The sequence below is a fragment of the Rhizobium sp. PAMB 3174 genome, from assembly GCF_052908375.1.
Genome location: NZ_CM128608.1, coordinates 459,026 through 478,791, shown reverse-complemented (window position 1 = coordinate 478,791; position 19,766 = coordinate 459,026). Strand labels below are relative to the sequence as shown.

Below are 19,766 nucleotides of genomic sequence, written 5' to 3'. Positions count from 1 at the left end.
AATTTTATCCTATTCGGCTGCGATCGGCGCAGCGTGATCGAAGGAAAATGCACCGGTGTAGCCGAACAGCGCTGCCGATCCGCCCGTGTGCAGGAACACGACCCGCTCACCCTTCTTGAAGACGCCCTTGCCGATCAAGTCGATCAGCCCCGCGGCACCCTTGCCGGAATAGACCGGATCGAGAAGGATGCCTTCGAGTTGGGCGAACATCTCGATCGCCTTGATGGTTTCGGCGGTCGGAATGCCATAGCCCTGGCCGACATAATCCGTATTTGCGACGACATCCTCGCGCTCCACAACGCCAGGGCACCCGAGCTTTTCCGCCGTAGCGCATGCGAGCTTGTAGACATTTTCCTCCTGCTTCGGCTTCGGCGCACGCACGCCGATCCCCATCAGCGGGATCTTCGCATTGATGGCCTTCAGACCGGCGACAAGGCCGGCCTGCGTGCCGGCGCTGCCCGTCGCATGGACCAGATGATCGATCACCAGCCCGCGCTCATTGGCCTGATATACCAGTTCGAAGGCGCAGTTGACGTAACCGAGCGCGCCGGTGGCATTGGAGCCGCCGCCGGGGATCGTGTAGACGGTTTTGCCACTGGCGCGGAAGGTGTCGGCCACCGCCTCCATTTCGGCGTTCATGTCGAGACCGCCCGTACGCTTCTCCGCCGTCGCGCCGTGGAGATAGTCGAGGAAGACATTGCCGTTGGCATTGTAGTTCGGATCGTTCGAACCGGTCCGGTCCTCAAGCAGGATGTGGCACTGCATACCGAGCTTGGCCGCCGCCGCCGCGGTCTGGCGCGCATGGTTGGACTGGGTCGCGCCCTGCGTCATGACCATGTCGGCGCCCTGGGCCTGAGCTTCCGCCATCAGGAATTCCAACTTGCGGGTCTTGTTGCCACCGGTCGAAAGACCCGTGCAGTCGTCACGTTTGATCCAGATTTCCGGCCCGCCGAGTTCGGCCGAAAGACGCGTCAGCGGCTCCAGCGGGGTCGGCAGATGCGCCAGGTGGACACGAGGGAAACGAGACAGATGCATGGGAACCAACCTTCATGAATATTGCATAATTCATAAGAAACCCAATTAATGCCCTTGATCAAATGCCGTTTTTTGCGCCTATTATGCAAAGAATGCATGTTAGGGAAATTCCATGCGGCTGGAATGGCTGGAAGATATCGTCGCCGTCATCGAGACCGGCTCGTTCAACGCGGCCGCCACACGCCGCAACGTTACCCAGCCGGCCTTCTCACGGCGGATCCGTGCGATCGAGGAGTATATCGGTGCGGAACTGTTCGACCGCGACCGCAAACCGGTCGGCCTGAAGTCGGCGATCTCGGCACAGCAGGAAGACATCAAGCGGCTTGTCACGCAGACGAAGGAACTGGTCTACGAGCTGCGCCGCCACGGTCGCGAAACCAACAACCGCATCATCATCGCCAGCCAGCATGCCATCACTGCCACGCGCGCACCCGCGATCGTCGAGACGCTTTCCAAGCGCATCGACGTGAGTGTCCGGCTGCGCTCGGCCAACCGCGACGAGTGCCTGGCCCTGCTCATGACGAAGCAGGCGGACCTTCTGCTCAACTACGAATCCGCCGCGGAAGCGGACAGCCGCGCGGAAGACTATTTCGAGCGGGCCCAGATCGACACGGAGCGCTTCATTCCGGTCTTCGCGACCAGCAGCCTCAACCTGCTCAATGACTGCTACGCCCGCGGCGAACTCCCGATCGTGGCCTATCCGAGCGATGCCTTCCTCGGCTGGATATTCAACGAAGAACTCCTGCCGCAAATCAGCAGCGGCGAATTCGTCCGGCGCAAGGTGGAGACGGCCCTGACGCTCGCCGCGCTGCAGTTTGCCGTCAACGCCGTCGGCATCGCCTGGGTGCCCGAAAGCATTGCGCGCGACAGCATCAAGGCCGGATTGCTTTTCGATCTGAGCGACGTCCTTCCGTCAACCGTGCTGACGGTGTCGGCCCTGAGGCTTGCCGGCAAGCACACGGACATCGAGGAATTCCTCTGGGAGGAAATCCTGAACCATTGCCCCAGCTAGCCCAACCCGGTTAATTCGACACACCGTCTGGGCCCAGCCCTGCCGCGCAACCCGAACCGATGAGCTTCAAAATCTCAAAGTCAGCACCGACACATCCGGACATCGTCTGGACCCGTCTCTTCTCAGGGATCGACCGGAACGGCGTCGAGCTGAATGTCCAGATCCGACGCGCGCTGGTCTACGCCATCCAGACCGGCACGCTGACGGCAGGGGCACGGCTGCCTTCGAGCAGAAGACTGGCGGCGTTGCTCAACGTCGCGCGCAACACGGTGACCGGCGCCTACCAGACCCTGGTGGACGAAGGCTTTCTGGTCGCGACAGAAAGGCAGGGCATATATGTCGCGCCTTCGGTTCAGGAACGCGCATCAGACCGGCACCGGGATGAGGCGGGCTCCTTGCGCTGGCAGGCGGGCTTCGCGATCCGCCCCTCGCTCCAGCGGCAGATCGACAAGCCGCGCGACTGGCTCGCCTTCCCCTACCCCTTTGTGTTCGGACAGTTCGACCCATCCCTATTCCCCACCAACAACTGGCGCGAAGCGGTCCGGGTGACCTCGAGCGTCAAGGAAATCTACGGCTGGGCAGGCGATCAGGTGGACGATGACGACCCGGACCTCGTCGAGCAGTTGCGGGTTCAGGTCCTGCCGTCACGCGGCATCTTTGCCGATCCCGGCGAGATCATCGTCACGCTCGGCTCCCAGCAGGCACTGTCGATGCTGGTGCAGCTGATGGTCGGACGCGACACGATTGCCGGCGTCGAGGACCCCGGTTATGCCGACCTGCGCAACATGGTAGACCTCGCCTCCAGCGGCCGGCAGAACCTCAACATGGATGGCGACGGCGTCATTGTCGACGACACCTTCGGCCGTTGCGACATCGCCTTCCTGACGGTCAGCCATCATTGCCCGACCACATCCGCAATGCCGCTTTCACGACGCCAGGCGCTTCTCGAACGCGCCGAGGCGGACGATGTCCTGATTGTCGAAGACGACTATGAAGGCGGGCTTTCCACCGACCCGCTGCAGGACGTCCCGTCCCTGAAAAGCCTCGATCGGACGGGTCGCGTGGTCTACGTGGGCAGCTTCTCCAAGGCGCTCGCGCCGGGCCTGCGCATCGGCTACATCGTCGCGCCCCCCTCCGTCGTCCAGGAGCTGCGCGTTCTTCGCCGGCTTCTGCTGCGCCATCCGCCGATCAACAATCAGCGCATCCTCGCAACCTTCCTTGCCCTCGGCCATTATCGACAGCACATGGACCGCATGAGCACCGTTCTGAAGAAGCGCGCCCAGCACATGACGGCGATGCTTGGCGAATGCCTGTCCGACTGCAACTGGCAGCGCAGTCCGGGCGCCAAGAATTTCTGGGTCGAGGCTCCGCCAGGGGTGGACTGCGCGGTGCTAGCCGGAGTTGCGCGTGAGAAAGGCGTTCTGATCGAGCCGGGCGCGGCCTTCTTCGCCGATCCAGCAGCCGGCCGGCGCTTCTTTCGGCTGGGCTTCACCGCGATTGCCGAAAAGCGCATCGGCCCGGGACTTGCGCTGCTCTCCGAGGCCATCTCCGACTGCCGGTCCTGACCCGCCAGCCAGACTCGGCTTTTGAGGGAGCCAGAACGCCGAATGCCGCCCGCAAGGCGACGCCACGTGCTATAGATGCCGTATCAACGAAACGCCAAGGAGCGCAAGATGGGCATCGCTGCCAACCCCAACGATCTGAGCCATGTCATTGAAGCCGACCGCGCGCATGTGTGGCACCATCTCGTCCAGCACAAGCCTTTCGAAACCGTCGACCCGCGCGTGTTCGTCGAGGGCAAGGGCATGCGCCTGTGGGACGCGACCGGTCGCGAGTTCCTCGACGCCGTGTCGGGCGGCGTGTGGACCGTCAATGTCGGCTACGGTCGCACGTCGATTGCCGACGCCGTTCGCGATCAGCTGGTCAAGCTGAACTATTTCGCCGGTGCAGCGGGCTCGGTGCCCAGTGCGCTGTTCGCCGAGAAGCTGATGACCAAGATGCCCGGCATGACCCGGGTCTACTATTCGAACTCCGGCTCGGAGGCCAATGAGAAGGTCTTCAAGATGGTCCGGCAGATTTCCCATCGTCACCACGGCGGCAAGAAGTACAAGATTCTCTACCGCGACCGCGACTATCATGGCACCACGCTTGGGTGCCTGGCTGCCGGCGGACAGGAAGAGCGCAAGGCACAGTACGGACCTCTACCCGAGGGCTTCGTCGAAGTGCCGCACTGCCTCGAATACCGCAGCCAGTGGGGCGACGTCGACAACTACGGCGAACGGGCAGCCAATGCCATCGAAGAGGTCATCCTGCGCGAAGGCCCCGACACGATCGGCCTCCTCTGCCTGGAACCGGTGACGGCGGGCGGTGGCGTGATCGTGCCGCCGAAGGGCTACTGGGAGAGAGTCCAGGAGATCTGCCGGAAATACGATATCCTGCTGCACATCGACGAAGTCGTCTGCGGCGTCGGACGCACCGGCAAATGGTTCGGTTACCAGCACTTCGGAATCGAGCCCGATTTCGTCACGATGGCCAAGGGCGTGGCTTCCGGCTACGCAGCCATTTCCTGCACCGTGACGACGGAAAAGATCTTCGACATGTTCAAGGACGATCCGACCGACACGCTGTCGCATTTCCGCGATATCTCGACCTTCGGCGGATGCGTCTCCGGCCCGGCAGCGGCGCTTGAGAACATGCGCATCATCGAGGAGGAAAACCTGCTCGAGAACACGACGAACATGGGCAACCGTGTGCTGGACAATCTTCGCGCGCTGCAGGAAAAGCACTCCGTGATCGGCGATGTGCGTGGGCTCGGATTGTTCTGCGGCGCGGAACTGGTTGCCGACCGCAAGACCAAGGAACCGCTGGAGGAGAAGAAGGTCCAGGCCGTGGTTGCCGATTGCTTGGCGCAAGGGGTGCTCATCGGCGCGACCAACCGATCCGTACCCGGAATGAACAATACCTTGTGCCTGAGCCCGGCCCTGATCGTCACCGCCGCCGATGTCGACGCCATCACCGGTGCCATCGACAACGCCCTGACAAAGGTTCTCGGATAGGCCCCGCTGCAATCCGCAGACACGTGAAAGGGAGCAGGCTCTGCCTGCTCCCTATTTTCGTGCGACCTGGAAAGGCGCCCAGGACTGGCTGACCGGCATGATTTCAACGGAGTTGATGTTCACATGTGCCGGCAGTGACGCCACCCAGTAGATCGTCTCAGCGATATCCTCCGGCTGCAGCGGATCGGCACCGGAATAAAGCCGGTCATAGGCCGCCTTGTCGCCACCCGTGCGCACAAGCGTGAATTCGCTTTCCGACAGTCCCGGCTCGATGGAGGTCACCCGCACACCTTTGCCCGAGAGGTCGGAGCGCAGGCCGAGCGAGAACTGCTGCACAAAAGCTTTCGTCCCGCCATAGACATTGCCGCCCGGATACGGCCAGTTCGAGGCGACCGACGCCAGATTGACGATTAGACCCTTGCGGTCGATCAGCGTGTCGATCAGGAGACGGCTGATGGTCACGAGGCCGGTGATATTGGTATCGATCATCACCTTCCAGTCACCGAGATCGCATTGATCGATCGGCCCGGTACCAAGCGCAAGTCCGGCATTGTTGATGAGCGCGTCGATCTCCTTGAAGGCCTCCGGAATGTCGGCCAGGGCTGCACGCGTGGCCGCCTCGTCGCGGATATCGAAGACCAGCGGGCACACCCACTCCGGTCCTCCGAGGGCATCCACCAGGGTCTCCAGCCGATCCTTGCGGCGGCCGGTGACGATGATCTTCCAGCCCTCCCGCGCAAATCGCCGGGCAATGGCGTCGCCAAATCCGGAGGTGGCCCCTGTAATCAGTGCGGTTTTCGTCATGTTGCAAACCTTCCGTCGTTCAAATTTGTCAGTAAGGGCGACCACCGCCTGGATTGACGGCGTCGTCAGTGGATTGGTCCAAAGCCCAGGTGAAGCATCTGGAGCGCCTTGAAGGCACCGGCAAGCGCGATGAGCACAAGGCCGCCGGCGCCGACCCTGACCCATGCCTTCTGGCTCAGTCGCGGACCGATGAAATGTCCGAGATAATATCCGGCAATCGTCACGGGCAGATAGGCCAGCGCCTGCAACGGTAATTGCGGATCGATTTGCCCGAGGAACAGCCGGCTCAAAATACTGAAGAGATCGACCGCCCCGAAGAAGACGGCAAGCGTTCCGCGCGTCGTCTCGCGCCGCGTGCCGCCGGCGAGAAGCCAGACGGCGATCAGCGGGCCGCCGACGGCGAACGTCGCCAGCAACAAACCGACCACGAGACTGGTGACGGCCCCGACAGCCTTTCCCGACAGCCAGCGGGGCGGCTCATGGACCATGGCGACGAGGGCGGCAACGAACACGACCACCGCAATCAGCAGCCGCGTGGTCCCCTCGTCCAGATAGCCTGCGAGCAATCCCCCGGACACGGCGCCGAAGAAGCCGAAAAAGAGCAGGAACAGCGCCACCGGCCAGTCGACAGCACCATGCTTGCGATCGACCAGAATGAGGATGGTCAGGACCAGGTCGTTGATGAGGATCAGCGGTACGAGCAGGTTTGGCGATACGGCGCCGAAAACCCCGATGGCCATGATCAGGGCATAGCCGAAACCGGTAATGCCCCGGTAGCAGGCCGCGCCGAATGACACCATGCTGTTTGGAAGAAACTCCATCCACCGTCCTGTTCCAGCCGCGCACGCTGTCCGAAATTTCAACCGCATTGCACTTCTAGGATGGACGGCCTCTATCGTACAGGACCAGCCATCCGGCTTCATGGGACCAGACTGCGTGGCGGAACAGCCAGGTGTCTGAGAAGAACGCGGCGGATTTCACTGGCGCTCGGCCTGTATGGCGGGGCCATTCCGGCCGTGCTTCTGCGCATTCCCGGAACGCCCGCCGCTGTTGCCACCACCTTTGACGGCTATCCGATGGCGCAAAAGGGCGAAGGCGGCTTTGCGCTGCAGGTCGCCGTGGTGTCCTCCTCGATCGGCGGCATCGCCAGCGGCATCGCACTCATGGTGCTCGCACCGCCGCTGCCGAAGGTTACCTTGCTGTTCGGACCGTCGGAAGTCTTCTGGGTCGCCGTCTTCGGCCTGGCCAGCATCATCTTCCTGCTTGGTGGCCTTCAGCGGGGGCTAGCGACTTTCGTGTGGGACAGTGGCCGACCAGCCCGGCCTATAAGCGGCATGTGGCGCGGCGACCGCCCTCAATGCGTCCTCGACCGAGACGGCGGCAACGGTCGAGGCAATCTCGTCGTTGCGAGGAGCTATGCGGTTAAACGTCCAGCCTGATCGGCGGCCACTTGATGGCCGCCGATCAAGAGTTCGAAGTTTGTGGCCATTTTGCCTATTCCGCGACGAACCGGTTTTCGATCGCCCCGAGACCTGCCACTTCGACACGAACGACGTCGTTCGGTTTCATGAACGTCTCTGTCGCAATGCCGACGTTCGATGGCGTCCCGGTCACGATGATGTCGCCCGGTTCCAATGTCATTACCGTCGACAGATAAGCTATCTGGTCCCAGATGTCGTAAATCATGTCGCCGGTCGACGACCGCTGCCGCTCTTCCCCGTTGAGCGAGAGCGTCAGCGTCAGTGCGTGCGGATCGGCAATCTCGTCATCGGTCGTGATCCACGGACCGATCGGCCCATGGGTGTCGAAGCTCTTGCCAAGCGTATAGGTGGGAGAACGAAACTGCCAGTCGCGCGCGGTTACATCGTTGGCGACGAAATATCCGGCAACGACGGAGCGGGCATTGTCCCGGCTGACATGCCGGCATCGCCGCCCGATGACGAATCCCAGTTCCGCCTCGTAGTCCACCTTGTCCGAAACCGCCGGAATCACGATGTCGCCATGCGGGTCGTTGATGCAGGAGACCTGCTTATTGAACCACAGCTGCGATTTCGGCGTCGGAATACCGGCTGCTGCAGCCTCCTCGGCATGCGCCTTGTAGTTCATGCCGATCGCCAGGAACTTGCTGGGATCAGCGATCGGCGCCAGCAGACGTATCTCGGACAGCGCAAAGCTCGGCGTCCCCGTCTTTTCAATGGCCGGGCGAAGTTCGGGCAACCGCTCGATCAGCTGTCGCATGGAACCGCCAAGCTCGGGCGCCACCGCGCTGAGGTCGATGATCCGATCGCCCTCCACCCGGCCGAGCCGTGCCTCTCCTTCAACTTCAAATCTGGCAAGTTTCATGTCTTTCTCCTGTTTACTCGGCGGGTTCGACCGGCCGGATGCTGTTGACCGAGACGCCGATGCCCGGCCCCGAGAAGGCAACCATCTCGGTCTTGACGATTTCGAGGCAGGGAAGGTCGGCGATCGCGTTGACGATATGGAAAGTCGTCGGCAGCTGCTCGAACGTGGCGCGATGCCAGTTGAAGCTGCCCTTCGCCTTCCAACGCTTGAAATCATAGCCTTCGAAACTGATCGCGTCCGGCCGTCCCTCACCCGGCCGCGGCGCCGGTGTGGTGACATAGGCAACATCCGCGCCCGCGCCGTGCCGCGGATTGGTGCGGGGCACGTATTTGTAGTACATGGCAGCCCCGCCGCCGGACCCGGGCAGGCTGGGCGGAGCGTCTTCTTCAACCATGTCTGTGAGCGCGATGTCGAAAAACCTGAAGCCGAACCAGGACGTCTCGCAGGACGCAGTCCCCTTATGGCGATCCCAGGCGATTTCGGGCATGTCGCAGAAGAGTTTGGGGAAGCCCATCTCGTCCCTGCCCGTGAGGATCGCTTCGGGCTGGCCCTCCCATATCACCGGGCAGAAGGAACCTTCGAGCGTCTCGGTCTTGCCCTTGTAGATTACCGGAAAGTCGAGCGACAATATGCCGTAGCCGCGCCCAGCAAGCCAATAGAGGTTCTTGAACCAGGCGCAGGATACGCTGAGCAGCGGCTCTCCGCGCAGGCTCATGCCGGGCGGCAGAAGCGCCTTCAGCCTGTCGGGATCGGTGCGATAGGTAATCGCCATCCACTCGGCATTCATGGTACCGGTTTCTTCCAGCGACCACATCCCGCCACCCGGCTTTTGACGCGGACCTATCGCAGGGCCGAAAACGACAGGCATCCGGTAGCGATGTTCGGGGTTCGGTTTGAAGCCCATGGTGTATCTCCTTTGGAAGGCTAAAGCGGTGTAGAAAATCGAATGGTCACGTGGCGCCGGGCCGGCGCTCCACAATCGCCACCGTGTGGCCGCAGTCGAGCGACTGCAGGGCCGGCACCTTTCCGGCAGGTTCACAGCCAAAAATCATGGCGTTGCATTCCGTCATGATTTGGCTTCCGTCACCGCACGCGGGGTCGGTATCCATTCAGCATGGTCCGCCATCAGAAGTCCGGGTCAAACGGAATTCCCGGGCGCAGAAAGCCGGGCGTTGGCGGTGTGCCCCACAGGTTGAGCCAACGGCCGGCCAAGCCTTCCGAAATGTCCCAGGTGCGCGGCTCATAGGTCGCATCATTGTCGATGCGGTCGAGCTCGATCGAGTTCTCGACCAGGCAGCCATGCGGGTCGGCGTAGTAGGTGAAGATGTTGCCGCCGGCGCCATGACGGCCCGGCCCCCAGACCAAGGCCCGGTCCTTGAGCGTCAGATTGTCGGCAATGGCGGCCAGATCCTCCAGCGAATGGAGGTCGAATGCATAGTGATGCAGGCCAGGCTCGCCGGGTCCCATGGCGATCGTATGGTGATAGCCGTCCTCGGCGCGATACCAGCGCAGCCCGTCATCGCCGGTCTGGTCCGAGAGTTTCATGCCCAGCACCTTTTCACAGAACTCGCCGAAGGCCAGCGTATCCGGCGCAAAGGAATTGATATGCTCGATGCGGCGGGGACGAGCGCCAGGCGTCGAGTAATTGTAGCGGCGCGGCTGGTTGCGGGCGATCGGGGTGTGAACTTCGAAGATCGTGCCGCCAGGAGCCACCAGGCGCACGGCGCGGTCGTAATGCTTGCCGAGCGGCTTGTCGTCGAGCACCGTCAGTCCATCGGACAATGCGCGCCGCTTCACTTCCTCGACCGCCTCCGGCCCGACAGCCTCCAGGCCGCAGGCAACTGCCTTGCCGTCACCCTTGACGTATGTCACTTCGTGATGCCGGTCGTTGCTTGAAAGATAGACCGAATCCCCATCCTGTTCGGTAATGCGCAGACCCACGACCTCGCACAGATCCTCCGCGGCTCCGAGCGGGTCGGGTGAAGAGATGACAACATGTCCCATTTGCCGAATTAAATAAGTCATTCCCGTTCCTTCTCTTGAGTAGGTGCTTCCTCCGGAAAGCCGCGCAGCCTTTTTCAAAGGTCGCAGGCACCCTTGCCGCACAGGTGCCTGTGCGGAGGGAAAACGCTCGCCAGAGATATTTTCGGATCCTGCGGACGAGGCCCGCAGGGAACCGGACGGTCTGTTATCTAACCGTCCGGAATTGGTTCAGTCCTTGGCCCGAAGGCCACATCCGTTTAATGGACCGGATGCGATGACATGACCTTCCGCACCGAGGGGCGCTCGCCGATCCGCTCGAGATAGGCCCCGATCCGCGGCCAGGCGGAGAGGTCGAGATCGACCCTCTTGGCCCATCCGAGGACGACGAAGGCATAGGCGTCGGCAATCGTGAACGTATCGCCGGCAAGGTACGGGCTCTCGGCCAGACGGGCGTCGAGCACGCTGAAGACGCGCGGCAGGAACATCGATCGCGTCTGTTCGCGATACTCGACCGGCGTATTCGGCCGGTTCAGCGGCGAAAAGGTCTTGTGCAATTCGGTGGCGATGTAGTTCGTCCATTCCAGCACACGGTACCGCTCGAAGCTGCCCGGCGGCGGCAGCAGGCCGGAATCGGGCACCTGGTCGGCGATGTATTGCATGATCACCGCCCCCTCGGTGAGAATCCGTCCGTCATCGAGCACCAGTGCGGGAACCTGGCCTTTGGGGTTGACCGCCAGATAACTCGTGCCGTCCGCGAGGTTCTTCGTGCGGATATCGACCGTTTCAAGAGCGACGGGGATGCCCCCCTCCTCCAGGACGATACGCGATGCCGTCGAGCAGGCGCCGGGGACCTCATAAAGTTTCATATTTTCATACTCCAATCTTTGTATTGTGCATTTCAATCAATGCTTTGGCGGTGCAATCTTGTTGACGCTGCTCCAGTGTTCGGAAAGCTTGTCCCCGCGCACGCGGAAGGCATCGAAGATGTAATAGTCGTAGCTCTCACCGCTGCCGTCGGGCTCCGGTTGGGGGAGATAGGCGGCAAGAACCACCATGTCGCCCTCGGCAATCATGAAGGTCGGAGGGATGCGCATCTCCTCCGGTTCCGGCACTGGTCCGTTCGGGAAGACCGCCCGGACGAAATCCTCGAGGCCAGAGAGGCCGCTTGGAATGTGACTGCAGTGCTGGCGATAGTCTTCGGTCACGAAATCCTTGATCGCGTCTGCATTCTGGCCGTCGAAAACACGGCGATAAAAATCTCGAACCAGACGCTTGTTGCGCTCGAGCTGTTCCTTGTTGTCCTGTTCCATGTCTTTTCCTTCTGAAGTGCAGCGCCGGGCTTAAGGCCGGCGCAATGGGGACAGCCCGAGGCCGCCGCTGATATCGAAAGCCAGGGTTGCGTAGAAAACGAAGCCGTCTTTCTGCCGTGAGCTGGAGTAGTCCGCGAGGACTGACGTGTTGGGATTGACGATGTAGGCCGCACCGATATCCAGAATGCCCCGCTGGAACACACCAAGGCTGCCGTGCACATCGAACATGAACGTGTCCTGCGGCTGCTTTTCATCAACACCGGAGATGAAGAGCCTCGCATTGCGTTCATATTCGGCGCGCTTTTCGCTGAGCCGGATGTAATGAACGGACGCGCCGATCGTCGCTACCGGGTTGGCATCCCAGAAACCGGAATACTCGATGCCCGCATAGGCTTCCCATGGATAGGCCTGGCCGCTGCCGAACGTATGGAATACCCCGCCGTAAAGCGCGAGATTTTCCGGAATCGGGCCTTCGCCCGGCTCGCTCCAGACAACCTTACGGAACTGACCGTAAAGGCCTACCGTGTTTTTGTGATCGACGATCTTGGTGGAAGGTCCGAATGTCGGATTGCCCCAGCCAGAATTGTAGAGTGCATCCTCATACGAAGTGGAGCGGTAATAGCCGCCGACCTCGTATTTGAGGGGATTGGCATTCTCGAAGAACGATTCCTCATGGCTCACATTGGCAATCGCTATGACGCCGTCTGCACTGCCCTGCCCCCAGTCCCAACCGTTTCCGCTCTGCCAGTTATCGGGGTTGTCCTCCACCATGCCCAGGCCGAATGTCGTATTCGGGTTGATGTCGTAAGCCATCCGCGCGCCCCAGACCGAGAGAGCTTCGCCTGGCATGTTGAGCGTGATCGCCAGCGTGGAGTTCACGCAGCCAATACCACCGCAAAAGCCGCGTTTCATGAAGTCCTGCCCCAGGCCGAGGCGCCCCCCCTCGACTTCAAGCCGGTCATCGAGAAAGTCGGCCTCGACCGTGAGCCTCGACAGGTCCGTATCGGAATCGACAATCGGGACCGGGAAGAACGAGTTCGAAAGGTCGAACAGGTAGCTGTCGACATTGTAGGATGGGTGGTTGATCGTCTCCACCAACTTGACCCTGAGATCGGGTGTGATGTTGCCGGTCGCACCCAGGACGAACATGCCGTAATTTGCCGAGGAACCTTCGGTAAAGCCGAAATTAGGCGCATTCTGGTAGATGTTCACGTAATCAAGATTGATGTCGATGCCGTGGTCGTGAAGCCAGGCACCTGTCTCCGCCAGCGGCCCTACATAAACCGGTTCCGGCTCGATCCCGATCGGGCCAACCCGTGGCACATTGATTTTCACGCCCCCGTCCTGCCCGGATGTTTCCTGTGCGGAAACGGACGTCGCGAGCAATAACAAAGCCGGCACAGCATGCATGAAGCTGATGCGCATAATAATCCTCCCACTCCCAAAAAATCCCTCAGCGGCCGATGGCGTCGGCGAGCCGTGTCCTCTTGTCGCCGGCATGCCTTGGAGGCGATGCGACGAGAATGGCGAAGGCTGCAATCCCGCAAAGGCAGATGATGATCTCGAACATCAGCCCGTACGATCCGGTCTGGTCGAAGATCGCGCCGGCACCGGCCGCGCCTGCGGCGGCGCAGAGGGTTGACGCAGGCATCATCGATCCAAACATCGCCGAGAAGGATTCCCTGCCGAAGTAGTTGCCCAGCAGCGTCATCAGGCAGACCTGCGAAGCGCCGTAGCCAATGCCCGCCGGCACCGCATACATCCAGATCCCGTCGAACCCATGCGGCTGGATCAGCAGAAAGAAGCCGATGGTGACGAGAACCATACCGGCGGCCGCGATGACCGCAGGCGAAATCCGGTCGCCCAGGAAGCCAGCTGTCATGTTGCCAACGAAGGATGCGACGATGGTGATCGCCATGGCCATGGCCGTTTCACTCGATGAGTAGCCAAGGTCCTGAAGGTGAACGACGCCGTGAGCCATCAGGAACACCCATGCGACGCCGGCCACGCTCATATAGGCCAGAATGAGCCAGTACGCCCTGGTTTTGACCGCCTCCTTCAGGGTCCAGTGAACCCGGCTCTTGAAGACGGTGGACTCGCTTTGCGTCTCCGCGACCGTCGGGTTGTCCAGGACAAGCCGTTCGACATGACGCTCGTTGAGCACCAGCCGCGTGGTCAGGAGCGCCACGGTTGCGAGCCCGGCAATCACCCACCAGCCGAAGCGCCAGTTGTTGTCCGTCACGGCAAGCAGACGGTCGAGCGCCGGCGGCGACAGAAAGCCGCCGAACTCGATTGCCGAAAGCACGACCGATACGGCCAGGGCGCGGCGGACATGGAACCATCTTGCAATGGCGGCCTGAGCGGGCAGCATGCCTGCAACGCAGACGCCGGTGCCGACAATGACCCCGAAGCCCATGACATATTGCCAGCCAGTGCTGACGACTGTCGCCATGACGACGGAGCCGATGACCAGAATGAAGCAGCCGAACGTGACAGTCCGCTGGTATCCAAACTTCTGCATCAACATCGCCACGATCGGGCCTTGGAAGCCCATCATCATGACGAACATGCCGAAGCCCAGACCAAAGACAGATCTGTCGATATGGAGATCGGCGATCATCCGGGCATTGATGACGGAAATGCCAGCGCTTGGCACCGCCACCACGAGGAGCACAACCAGCCAAAGCGCGCCGAGAACCCTCCAGGCGTCATAGCTGAACTCAAAACCTCGTGCATTCGCCGGCTCTCTGACGGCGTGCACCCTCACTCCCTGTTCCAAAGTCTCTCCTCCCGTTGAGTTGTCTGTGCGGCCTCCTACCGCACAGACTTCGGATTATTTCGCTGGCGCTGGCTGTGACCGGTCGGGCAATCCGCCGGCGAACATCGGAAACGGCGCGATTCCCATCAGCTGGCGCCCAAAGATTTCGGCCGTCGGATCGAGACGGACTGCCCCATGGAGCAATGCCACGCGGACGTCGCGCGCAAACCGCTGGACCGGGTTGTTGTCGCTGACCGTTGCCGAGCCGATGCTGAGCTGCAACATCCCGAGCACCCCATCCAGTGAATTGGTGGCATAGACTGCCTCCATCATCATGGACTGCTCCTGCTCGTGCGAAATCTCGATGCCTTCGATGGCATGGCGATCCAGCGTGTCGGCGGCGCGATAGGCGACGGCTTCCGCCGCCTTGATCATGGCGTAGGCTTTCGCCGCACAGACCTGCGTCGAAGCCATTTCGGCAACCCGCGGGTAAGGCAGGTTGAACGGCTGCTGCTTCTTTGCCATCTCGACGTAGCAATCCAACGCGCCTCGGGCCATGCCCAGCACGATCGCCATATGCGTCAGATTGGTCAGCAGCATCAGGCCGCGCGCATCGAACTTGCTGGCGAGACCGCTGTAACGGCGCCGCGTCTCGTCCATGCGCATCGGAAAGTCGCGCATGTCCATGAAGCGGCGATCGGGCACGAACTGCTCTTCCTTGACGGTGAGACTGTTCGACGAGGTCGCCTTCATCCCCATCACATGCCAATTGTCGATGATGTCGACCTGCTCGGCATCGAGGATCGTCATAGCGCGGCTCATCTCGCCGGGCGCCCGTTCGTAGTCGACGCCGACCGCAATCCACTTGGCGTGCTTGCAGCCGCTTCCGAAATGCCACGAACCGCTGACCATCCAGCCGCCTTCGACCCGTCGCGCCGAACCGACCTTGGTCGCAAAGATCGAGGCACCGGCCGCGAGCGGACCGACCCAGTCCCGCCCGCCGTCGAAAATCTCCTTCACGGCCTCGTCCGGGAAGGTCAGGATATTGCGCAGGCCACCGGCCACGAAGATCATCCAGCCGGCTGCCCCGTCACCACGCCCCACCTCGCTGACGATCTCAACGACGTCGCGAGCACCGAGCGCATGGCCGTCGAATTCCGTCGGCAAGGTGAGCCGGAAAGCGCCGATGTCATTCAGCGCCTTGAGGCTTTCGTCGGCAAGAGCGCCGCGCTTTTCGCCTTCCAGCGCATTCTTGCGCAGCAATGGCACCAGTTGCGAAGCCTGTTCCCGGATGCTCCGTCCGACTTCGGTCGAATAGGGCGATTCAAGCCCCTTCGGCCCCATCGGCTGTTCAAAGGGTTTCATGGTCATATTCACGATATTGTCCTTATCTTTTCATGGATGCCGGTCGCGGCTTCAGGTAGTCAGGAGGCGGCGAGCGGCTGGCACGAATGGAAGCCGCGGCGGAACCAGGCGACCGGCGCGCCGGGTTCCTGATCGACAGAGGCCGAAATGACCCGGCCGGTGAGAAGCTGGTGGTCGCCGGCGGCATGCGTGCTGTCGAGCACGCACTCTATGGACGTGTGGAAATCCGCGAGAAGCGGCACTCCCTTTTCGGAAAGTGTCCAGGCCACTCCATCGAACTTGTTGCCTGCACTTGAGGCGAAACGAAGCGCGACGTCCCGATTGGGTTCGGAAACGAAATGGACGGCAAAATGCCGATGATTGAGAATGGCGGCCAAGGTCTTGGAACTGTCTGCCAGACCCAGAGCCACCAGGGGTGGGGAAAAGGACAGGGAACTGAACGAACTGACCGTAGCGCCGGTGGGTTCACCGGCAGGCCCGACACTGGTGACGATGACCACACCGGACGGCAGTTGCCCGAAAGCGGCCTTCAGCGTCTCCAGGCTTGGAAATGCATCCGAGCTTCGGACAGCTGGCAGATCGCCGACCATCGCATGACACATTGACCTCATAACCTCCTCCTCATTTAATTTAGTGGTATCTTAGTGCTAAAATGATTTTTGTCAACACAGGCTGTTTCGAAGTTGCGTCTTAGGATCTATAGGCAAAACGGCAATTTGCGCATGGTGCCTGGCTTTGCTAGGCTCCAACGAGCTTCGGAGATTTGGCTGCAAGATGTTTGATACCAAGGACCGCCCTGTTTCTCAGACACAGAAGATCTTCGACGGACTTGTCCGGCAATGGGAGAATGATTTTCCTGGTGAGGACAGTTCCCCGATCGCGATCGCCATGAGAATTCGCCACCTCTACCAACTGGACCAGGAATCCCTGCAGTCAATTCTTGCGCCCTTCGGTATTGGCGTCGGAGAAATCGATGTTCTTACTCATCTCGCCCAATGCCCGCAGGGGCAGTCCCTACGACCGAGCGACCTTGCAAGCCTTTGCATGGTGACGACCGGCGCGATCACCGGCAGGCTGACACGGCTGGAGGAACGGTCCTGCCTCAAGCGGGTACCCCATCCCTCCGACAAGCGGACCATATATATCGAGATCACGGACGCAGGACTGGAGCTGCTCAACAAGACGCGCAAAGCGGTTGCTAGATCGTCCCACCTTCTGGAGGGCATCAGAGGCCTTGAAGAGTCGGAAAGATCCAACCTCATAGAGACATTGACAAAGCTTATTCGCATCATGCCGGGCTGACGGGCATGTGGCAAAGTTGCCCAACGGCCGCGGTCAGGCATTATGAACTTGATGGTCCTGCTCAAATCACAGCCGGATAAGACTTCGGGGGCAGGTCAAGCCCAAAAAGCAAAAGCTCACCATGGCTTATGCCGAGGGCTTTGACGCGAACTTCCCGAGTGGGAGAATTTGCAGGTTTTGAATAGCCCCGAGTTTCGTAGACACCCTCGGGTTAGATTTTCTGCTGCTTCTCGAACTCGACGGGCGACGGCATCCAAAAGTGCATCGATGGTCCGCTCGGCTTTTGCGCGCAAGACCGCCTTCAGTGATGTTGCCCGGTGCCACGGTTGGAACGAGAAACAGCGCAAGATAGGCCAGAAACGCGATCCCGTTCATCGCGCAGTCGAGGGCCAAGGGTGCGGTCATGTTCGAAAGTCTGAGTGCTCCGATGAATGTCGCTTTCCAGTATCCGTGGGGGATCTGGGAACGGCACCGCTCTCCGCAAATAGCCTGACCTCGAAGCCGAGACGTGCCGGATCGAGATCGAGCTGCCCGTCGAACCAGTCCCGGCCGCGCTTCAGAAGGTCGGAGCGTTCCTGCTCCAATGCAGGTGCGGTCCCCTCTTGAATGTCCAGACGCGCTTTCGCAGCCAGACATCAATACCGCAGCAGCCAAGGGAGACACCCATTCTTCGGCCAGTCGCAGGACCATCTCGTCGAGCGTGATGTTTTTTGCCTCTTCGATCATGCCGACAGCGCGCCGACATGCCATCGCGTGAAGCGGTCAAGACGCGGCTCCGAAAATCATCGCTGAAAGCTCGGGGCATATTCCATCCGACCAAACCATCATTCGGAGCCAGGGAATCCGAATTCCGGTAGCGAAGAAATCCTCAAGCCGATTCTGCGTTCAATGGATGTGCTCTAAACTGCATGCAACAACCACAGCGTCACTTGAGGAAACAGAACGAGGATCAGGATGCGAACGCAATCCGCCAGGAAGTACGGTGTAATTCCCCGATAGATCGTGAAAAGAGGAATGTCCGATCGCATGGAACTCAAGAGCATAACATTGATACCGATGGGCGGTGTCAGCATGCCGACACCGACAAGAGCAACGTTCAATATGCCCCACCACACCGGATCGTAGCCCATCGCAACGATAATCGGCAACACGAACGGCAGCGTCACAACGATGGCGGCCACCTCGTCAAAGATGGACCCAAGGAAGAGATAGACCACCACCAGCACGAAGATAACTCCAAGCGGGGGCAGGTTCAGATTGTTGATACCGACCACAATGTCGGTCGTCACACCCGATATGCTGATGAAGTAGGAGAATATCATTGCCCCAAACACCATGATGTAGATCATCACGGTGGACACACTGGCATCCGACAGCACGACCAGAAACGTCTTGCGGTTGAGACGGCCGCGAAAGATCGCAAACAGGAATGCCAGAACCACGCCGATTGCGGCTGCTTCGTTGACCGTGAAGACCCCCGAGTAAATGCCACCCAGCACGATAATCGCCAGCGTTATGGCGCCCCACGACTTGCCTATGGCTCTGATCCGATCCTTGTAGGGGAGGCGCTCTGTTCCAGGCATGGCAGCCGGGTTGCGCTTGGCGACAAACCAGATTGCAATCATATAGAGCGTCACGGAAAGAATGGCCGGAATGACGGCCGCCGTGAAGAGCGAAAGAACGGACTGTTCCGTCAGCACGGCGTACAGGATCATGATGCTCGAAGGCGGCACGATGATACCAAGGGTTCCGCCGGCGGCAACCGCGCCGGCCGCACTGCCGGGGGAATAACCGCGCTGGAGCATCTCCGGCAGGGCCACCCGCCCGAATGTCGCGGTGGTGGCAACGCCCGAGCCGCAAACGGCACCAAAACCGGCACTGGCGACAATGGTCGTGGCGGCAAGGCCACCGGGGCGATGCCCCACAAGCGCTTCCGCCGTCTCGAATATGTCCTTGGCCAGGCCGCCTGCAGTGGCGAGACCGCCCATGAGCATGAACAGGGGTATGACGGCCAGATCGAGACTAGCCATTGTCGAAGCGGGTTCCGAAGCGAGAAGCGACAGCGCGGGGTCCCAGCCGGCAATCGAGGCAAAGCCGACAATACCGACGACGGCCATGGAAACACCGATCGGCACATGGAGCGCGACCAGCGTGAACATGGCGACGAAGCCGATCAGAGCAATGACAGAAGGCTCCATTTTTACAAACCACTTTCCGAGTTTGCGTCATGCGATTTGGCTGGCTTCGTTTCGATCCCTTGCGGATCGACCCGTCCCCCGGTCAACATAACAATGATATCATTGATTAAATTCAGGAATTGCACGACAGCGGCCAAGAACAGGAACGTCGTTGCCGCGACCCACCAGGGCCAAACCGGCCAAGCCAGTACCCAGGTCTGGCGCCCGGTCGTGTAGATTTCTTCCGTATATGGCACAAAGTAACAGGCCATCAGCAACATGAAGATGAAGACCACAAGGCTGGAGAAAACCCTGAGCAGACGCTCAAGCCACGGCCCGCCCACGGAGCCGAGAACCTCGACCGTGATATTGCTGCGGTCGTAAAGGCTCGCGGGTATGCATGATGCGATCACGACCGCCATGACGACCGAACTGACGTCGTTGACCCCATGTATCGGAGTGGAAAACAATGACCGGGAGATCACATCCACTGCAGTCATGATCGCAAGGACCAGGAGCCCCCCAAAGCCCAGCAGAGCCAGCCATCGCGTTGCATGGCGCGCAATATTATCTATGAACGGCAAATGTTTTACTCCACTCTGCAAAGGTGAGATCCGGATT

General features: G+C 60.7%; 20 protein-coding genes and 1 pseudogene. 5 read left to right on the top strand and 16 right to left on the bottom strand.

The window, feature by feature from the left end:
- Positions 1-9 precede the first annotated feature (9 nt).
- Complete coding sequence (locus ACU5AY_RS02325) at positions 10-1,035, bottom strand: D-cysteine desulfhydrase (RefSeq protein WP_446827834.1); 1,026 nt, start codon at positions 1,033-1,035, stop codon at positions 10-12.
- A gap of 112 nt (positions 1,036-1,147) precedes the next feature.
- Between ACU5AY_RS02325 and ACU5AY_RS02320 the strand changes: the two genes are divergently transcribed.
- The 3 genes from ACU5AY_RS02320 to tpa all read left to right on the top strand — a co-directional run bounded on the left by ACU5AY_RS02320 (position 1,148) and on the right by tpa (position 5,103).
- Entirely contained in the window at positions 1,148-2,047 is a 900-nt protein-coding gene (locus ACU5AY_RS02320) for a LysR family transcriptional regulator (protein ID WP_446827833.1), read from the top strand.
- A 59-nt stretch (positions 2,048-2,106) separates the two neighbouring features.
- Positions 2,107-3,612 (top strand): aminotransferase-like domain-containing protein, encoded by a 1,506-nt coding sequence (locus ACU5AY_RS02315; protein WP_446827832.1) that lies wholly within the window; start codon positions 2,107-2,109, stop codon positions 3,610-3,612.
- A gap of 75 nt (positions 3,613-3,687) precedes the next feature.
- Positions 3,688-5,103, top strand: coding sequence for a hypotaurine--pyruvate aminotransferase Tpa (gene tpa, locus ACU5AY_RS02310; protein ID WP_446827831.1), 1,416 nt, complete (start codon positions 3,688-3,690; stop codon positions 5,101-5,103).
- Positions 5,104-5,154: 51 nt separating this feature from the next.
- Here tpa and ACU5AY_RS02305 read toward each other — a convergent pair whose 3' ends face one another.
- Both ACU5AY_RS02305 and ACU5AY_RS02300 read right to left on the bottom strand, forming a co-directional pair.
- Positions 5,155-5,907, bottom strand: a complete 753-nt coding sequence (locus ACU5AY_RS02305) for an SDR family NAD(P)-dependent oxidoreductase (RefSeq protein WP_446827830.1) — start codon at positions 5,905-5,907, stop codon at positions 5,155-5,157.
- Between the two features lie 65 nt (positions 5,908-5,972).
- Positions 5,973-6,728: a TSUP family transporter gene (locus ACU5AY_RS02300; RefSeq protein WP_446827829.1), complete on the bottom strand. Its 756-nt coding sequence runs from the start codon at positions 6,726-6,728 to the stop codon at positions 5,973-5,975.
- Positions 6,729-6,923: 195 nt separating this feature from the next.
- Between ACU5AY_RS02300 and ACU5AY_RS02295 the strand changes: the two genes are divergently transcribed.
- The gene (locus ACU5AY_RS02295) at positions 6,924-7,346 is read left to right on the top strand and encodes a tripartite tricarboxylate transporter permease (protein WP_446827828.1); all 423 of its coding nucleotides are present in this window, start codon (positions 6,924-6,926) and stop codon (positions 7,344-7,346) included.
- A 55-nt stretch (positions 7,347-7,401) separates the two neighbouring features.
- On the opposite strand, the gene ACU5AY_RS02290 is transcribed toward ACU5AY_RS02295, so the two are convergent.
- From ACU5AY_RS02290 to ACU5AY_RS02245, 10 genes are all read right to left on the bottom strand, one after another.
- Positions 7,402-8,250: a fumarylacetoacetate hydrolase family protein gene (locus tag ACU5AY_RS02290; protein WP_446827827.1), complete on the bottom strand. Its 849-nt coding sequence runs from the start codon at positions 8,248-8,250 to the stop codon at positions 7,402-7,404.
- Positions 8,251-8,263: 13 nt separating this feature from the next.
- Positions 8,264-9,154, bottom strand: coding sequence for an acetoacetate decarboxylase family protein (locus ACU5AY_RS02285; RefSeq protein WP_446827826.1), 891 nt, complete (start codon positions 9,152-9,154; stop codon positions 8,264-8,266).
- 46 nt (positions 9,155-9,200) lie between these two features.
- Positions 9,201-9,359: a hypothetical protein gene (locus tag ACU5AY_RS02280; protein WP_446827825.1), complete on the bottom strand. Its 159-nt coding sequence runs from the start codon at positions 9,357-9,359 to the stop codon at positions 9,201-9,203.
- A gap of 16 nt (positions 9,360-9,375) precedes the next feature.
- Entirely contained in the window at positions 9,376-10,275 is a 900-nt protein-coding gene (locus tag ACU5AY_RS02275; protein ID WP_446827824.1) for a VOC family protein, read from the bottom strand.
- A gap of 215 nt (positions 10,276-10,490) precedes the next feature.
- Positions 10,491-11,099, bottom strand: a complete 609-nt coding sequence (gene gstA / locus ACU5AY_RS02270; RefSeq protein WP_446827823.1) for a glutathione transferase GstA — start codon at positions 11,097-11,099, stop codon at positions 10,491-10,493.
- 36 nt (positions 11,100-11,135) lie between these two features.
- On the bottom strand, positions 11,136-11,543 hold the full coding sequence (locus ACU5AY_RS02265; RefSeq protein WP_446827822.1) for a nuclear transport factor 2 family protein: 408 nt from the start codon (positions 11,541-11,543) through the stop codon (positions 11,136-11,138).
- 30 nt (positions 11,544-11,573) lie between these two features.
- Positions 11,574-12,968 (bottom strand): carbohydrate porin, encoded by a 1,395-nt coding sequence (locus tag ACU5AY_RS02260; RefSeq protein WP_446827821.1) that lies wholly within the window; start codon positions 12,966-12,968, stop codon positions 11,574-11,576.
- 28 nt (positions 12,969-12,996) lie between these two features.
- Positions 12,997-14,304 (bottom strand): MFS transporter, encoded by a 1,308-nt coding sequence (locus tag ACU5AY_RS02255; RefSeq protein ID WP_446827820.1) that lies wholly within the window; start codon positions 14,302-14,304, stop codon positions 12,997-12,999.
- 72 nt (positions 14,305-14,376) lie between these two features.
- On the bottom strand, positions 14,377-15,666 hold the full coding sequence (locus ACU5AY_RS02250; RefSeq protein WP_446827819.1) for an acyl-CoA dehydrogenase family protein: 1,290 nt from the start codon (positions 15,664-15,666) through the stop codon (positions 14,377-14,379).
- A gap of 59 nt (positions 15,667-15,725) precedes the next feature.
- Positions 15,726-16,268: a flavin reductase family protein gene (locus tag ACU5AY_RS02245; RefSeq protein WP_446827818.1), complete on the bottom strand. Its 543-nt coding sequence runs from the start codon at positions 16,266-16,268 to the stop codon at positions 15,726-15,728.
- Positions 16,269-16,440: 172 nt separating this feature from the next.
- Here ACU5AY_RS02245 and ACU5AY_RS02240 point away from each other — a divergent pair, with 172 nt between their 5' ends.
- Positions 16,441-16,968 (top strand): MarR family winged helix-turn-helix transcriptional regulator, encoded by a 528-nt coding sequence (locus tag ACU5AY_RS02240; RefSeq protein ID WP_446823163.1) that lies wholly within the window; start codon positions 16,441-16,443, stop codon positions 16,966-16,968.
- 306 nt (positions 16,969-17,274) lie between these two features.
- Here ACU5AY_RS02240 and ACU5AY_RS02235 read toward each other — a convergent pair.
- The 3 genes and pseudogenes from ACU5AY_RS02235 to ACU5AY_RS02225 all read right to left on the bottom strand — a co-directional run.
- Positions 17,275-17,700, bottom strand: a pseudogene (locus tag ACU5AY_RS02235) (IS630 family transposase); the annotation flags it as partial.
- A gap of 167 nt (positions 17,701-17,867) precedes the next feature.
- On the bottom strand, positions 17,868-19,127 hold the full coding sequence (locus ACU5AY_RS02230; RefSeq protein WP_446827817.1) for a TRAP transporter large permease: 1,260 nt from the start codon (positions 19,125-19,127) through the stop codon (positions 17,868-17,870).
- Positions 19,128-19,168: 41 nt separating this feature from the next.
- Positions 19,169-19,729, bottom strand: a complete 561-nt coding sequence (locus ACU5AY_RS02225) for a TRAP transporter small permease (RefSeq protein ID WP_446823161.1) — start codon at positions 19,727-19,729, stop codon at positions 19,169-19,171.
- Positions 19,730-19,766 lie beyond the last annotated feature (37 nt).

What these genes read in the sequence shown, in the direction of transcription:
- ACU5AY_RS02300 (WP_446827829.1), bottom strand. Translation starts at nt 6,728, where the DNA reads ATGGAGTTTCTTCCAAACAGCATGGTGTCATTCGGCGCGGCCTGCTAC.
- ACU5AY_RS02245 (WP_446827818.1), bottom strand. Translation starts at nt 16,268, where the DNA reads ATGTGTCATGCGATGGTCGGCGATCTGCCAGCTGTCCGAAGCTCGGAT.
- gstA (WP_446827823.1), bottom strand. Translation starts at nt 11,099, where the DNA reads ATGAAACTTTATGAGGTCCCCGGCGCCTGCTCGACGGCATCGCGTATC.
- tpa (WP_446827831.1), top strand. Translation starts at nt 3,688, where the DNA reads ATGCCGTATCAACGAAACGCCAAGGAGCGCAAGATGGGCATCGCTGCC.
- ACU5AY_RS02275 (WP_446827824.1), bottom strand. Translation starts at nt 10,275, where the DNA reads ATGACTTATTTAATTCGGCAAATGGGACATGTTGTCATCTCTTCACCC.
- ACU5AY_RS02230 (WP_446827817.1), bottom strand. Translation starts at nt 19,127, where the DNA reads ATGTTCACGCTGGTCGCGCTCCATGTGCCGATCGGTGTTTCCATGGCC.
- ACU5AY_RS02320 (WP_446827833.1), top strand. Translation starts at nt 1,148, where the DNA reads ATGCGGCTGGAATGGCTGGAAGATATCGTCGCCGTCATCGAGACCGGC.
- ACU5AY_RS02250 (WP_446827819.1), bottom strand. Translation starts at nt 15,666, where the DNA reads ATGAAACCCTTTGAACAGCCGATGGGGCCGAAGGGGCTTGAATCGCCC.
- ACU5AY_RS02305 (WP_446827830.1), bottom strand. Translation starts at nt 5,907, where the DNA reads ATGACGAAAACCGCACTGATTACAGGGGCCACCTCCGGATTTGGCGAC.
- ACU5AY_RS02325 (WP_446827834.1), bottom strand. Translation starts at nt 1,035, where the DNA reads ATGCATCTGTCTCGTTTCCCTCGTGTCCACCTGGCGCATCTGCCGACC.
- ACU5AY_RS02315 (WP_446827832.1), top strand. Translation starts at nt 2,107, where the DNA reads ATGAGCTTCAAAATCTCAAAGTCAGCACCGACACATCCGGACATCGTC.
- ACU5AY_RS02240 (WP_446823163.1), top strand. Translation starts at nt 16,441, where the DNA reads ATGTTTGATACCAAGGACCGCCCTGTTTCTCAGACACAGAAGATCTTC.
- ACU5AY_RS02280 (WP_446827825.1), bottom strand. Translation starts at nt 9,359, where the DNA reads ATGGATACCGACCCCGCGTGCGGTGACGGAAGCCAAATCATGACGGAA.
- ACU5AY_RS02260 (WP_446827821.1), bottom strand. Translation starts at nt 12,968, where the DNA reads ATGCGCATCAGCTTCATGCATGCTGTGCCGGCTTTGTTATTGCTCGCG.
- ACU5AY_RS02285 (WP_446827826.1), bottom strand. Translation starts at nt 9,154, where the DNA reads ATGGGCTTCAAACCGAACCCCGAACATCGCTACCGGATGCCTGTCGTT.
- ACU5AY_RS02265 (WP_446827822.1), bottom strand. Translation starts at nt 11,543, where the DNA reads ATGGAACAGGACAACAAGGAACAGCTCGAGCGCAACAAGCGTCTGGTT.
- ACU5AY_RS02290 (WP_446827827.1), bottom strand. Translation starts at nt 8,250, where the DNA reads ATGAAACTTGCCAGATTTGAAGTTGAAGGAGAGGCACGGCTCGGCCGG.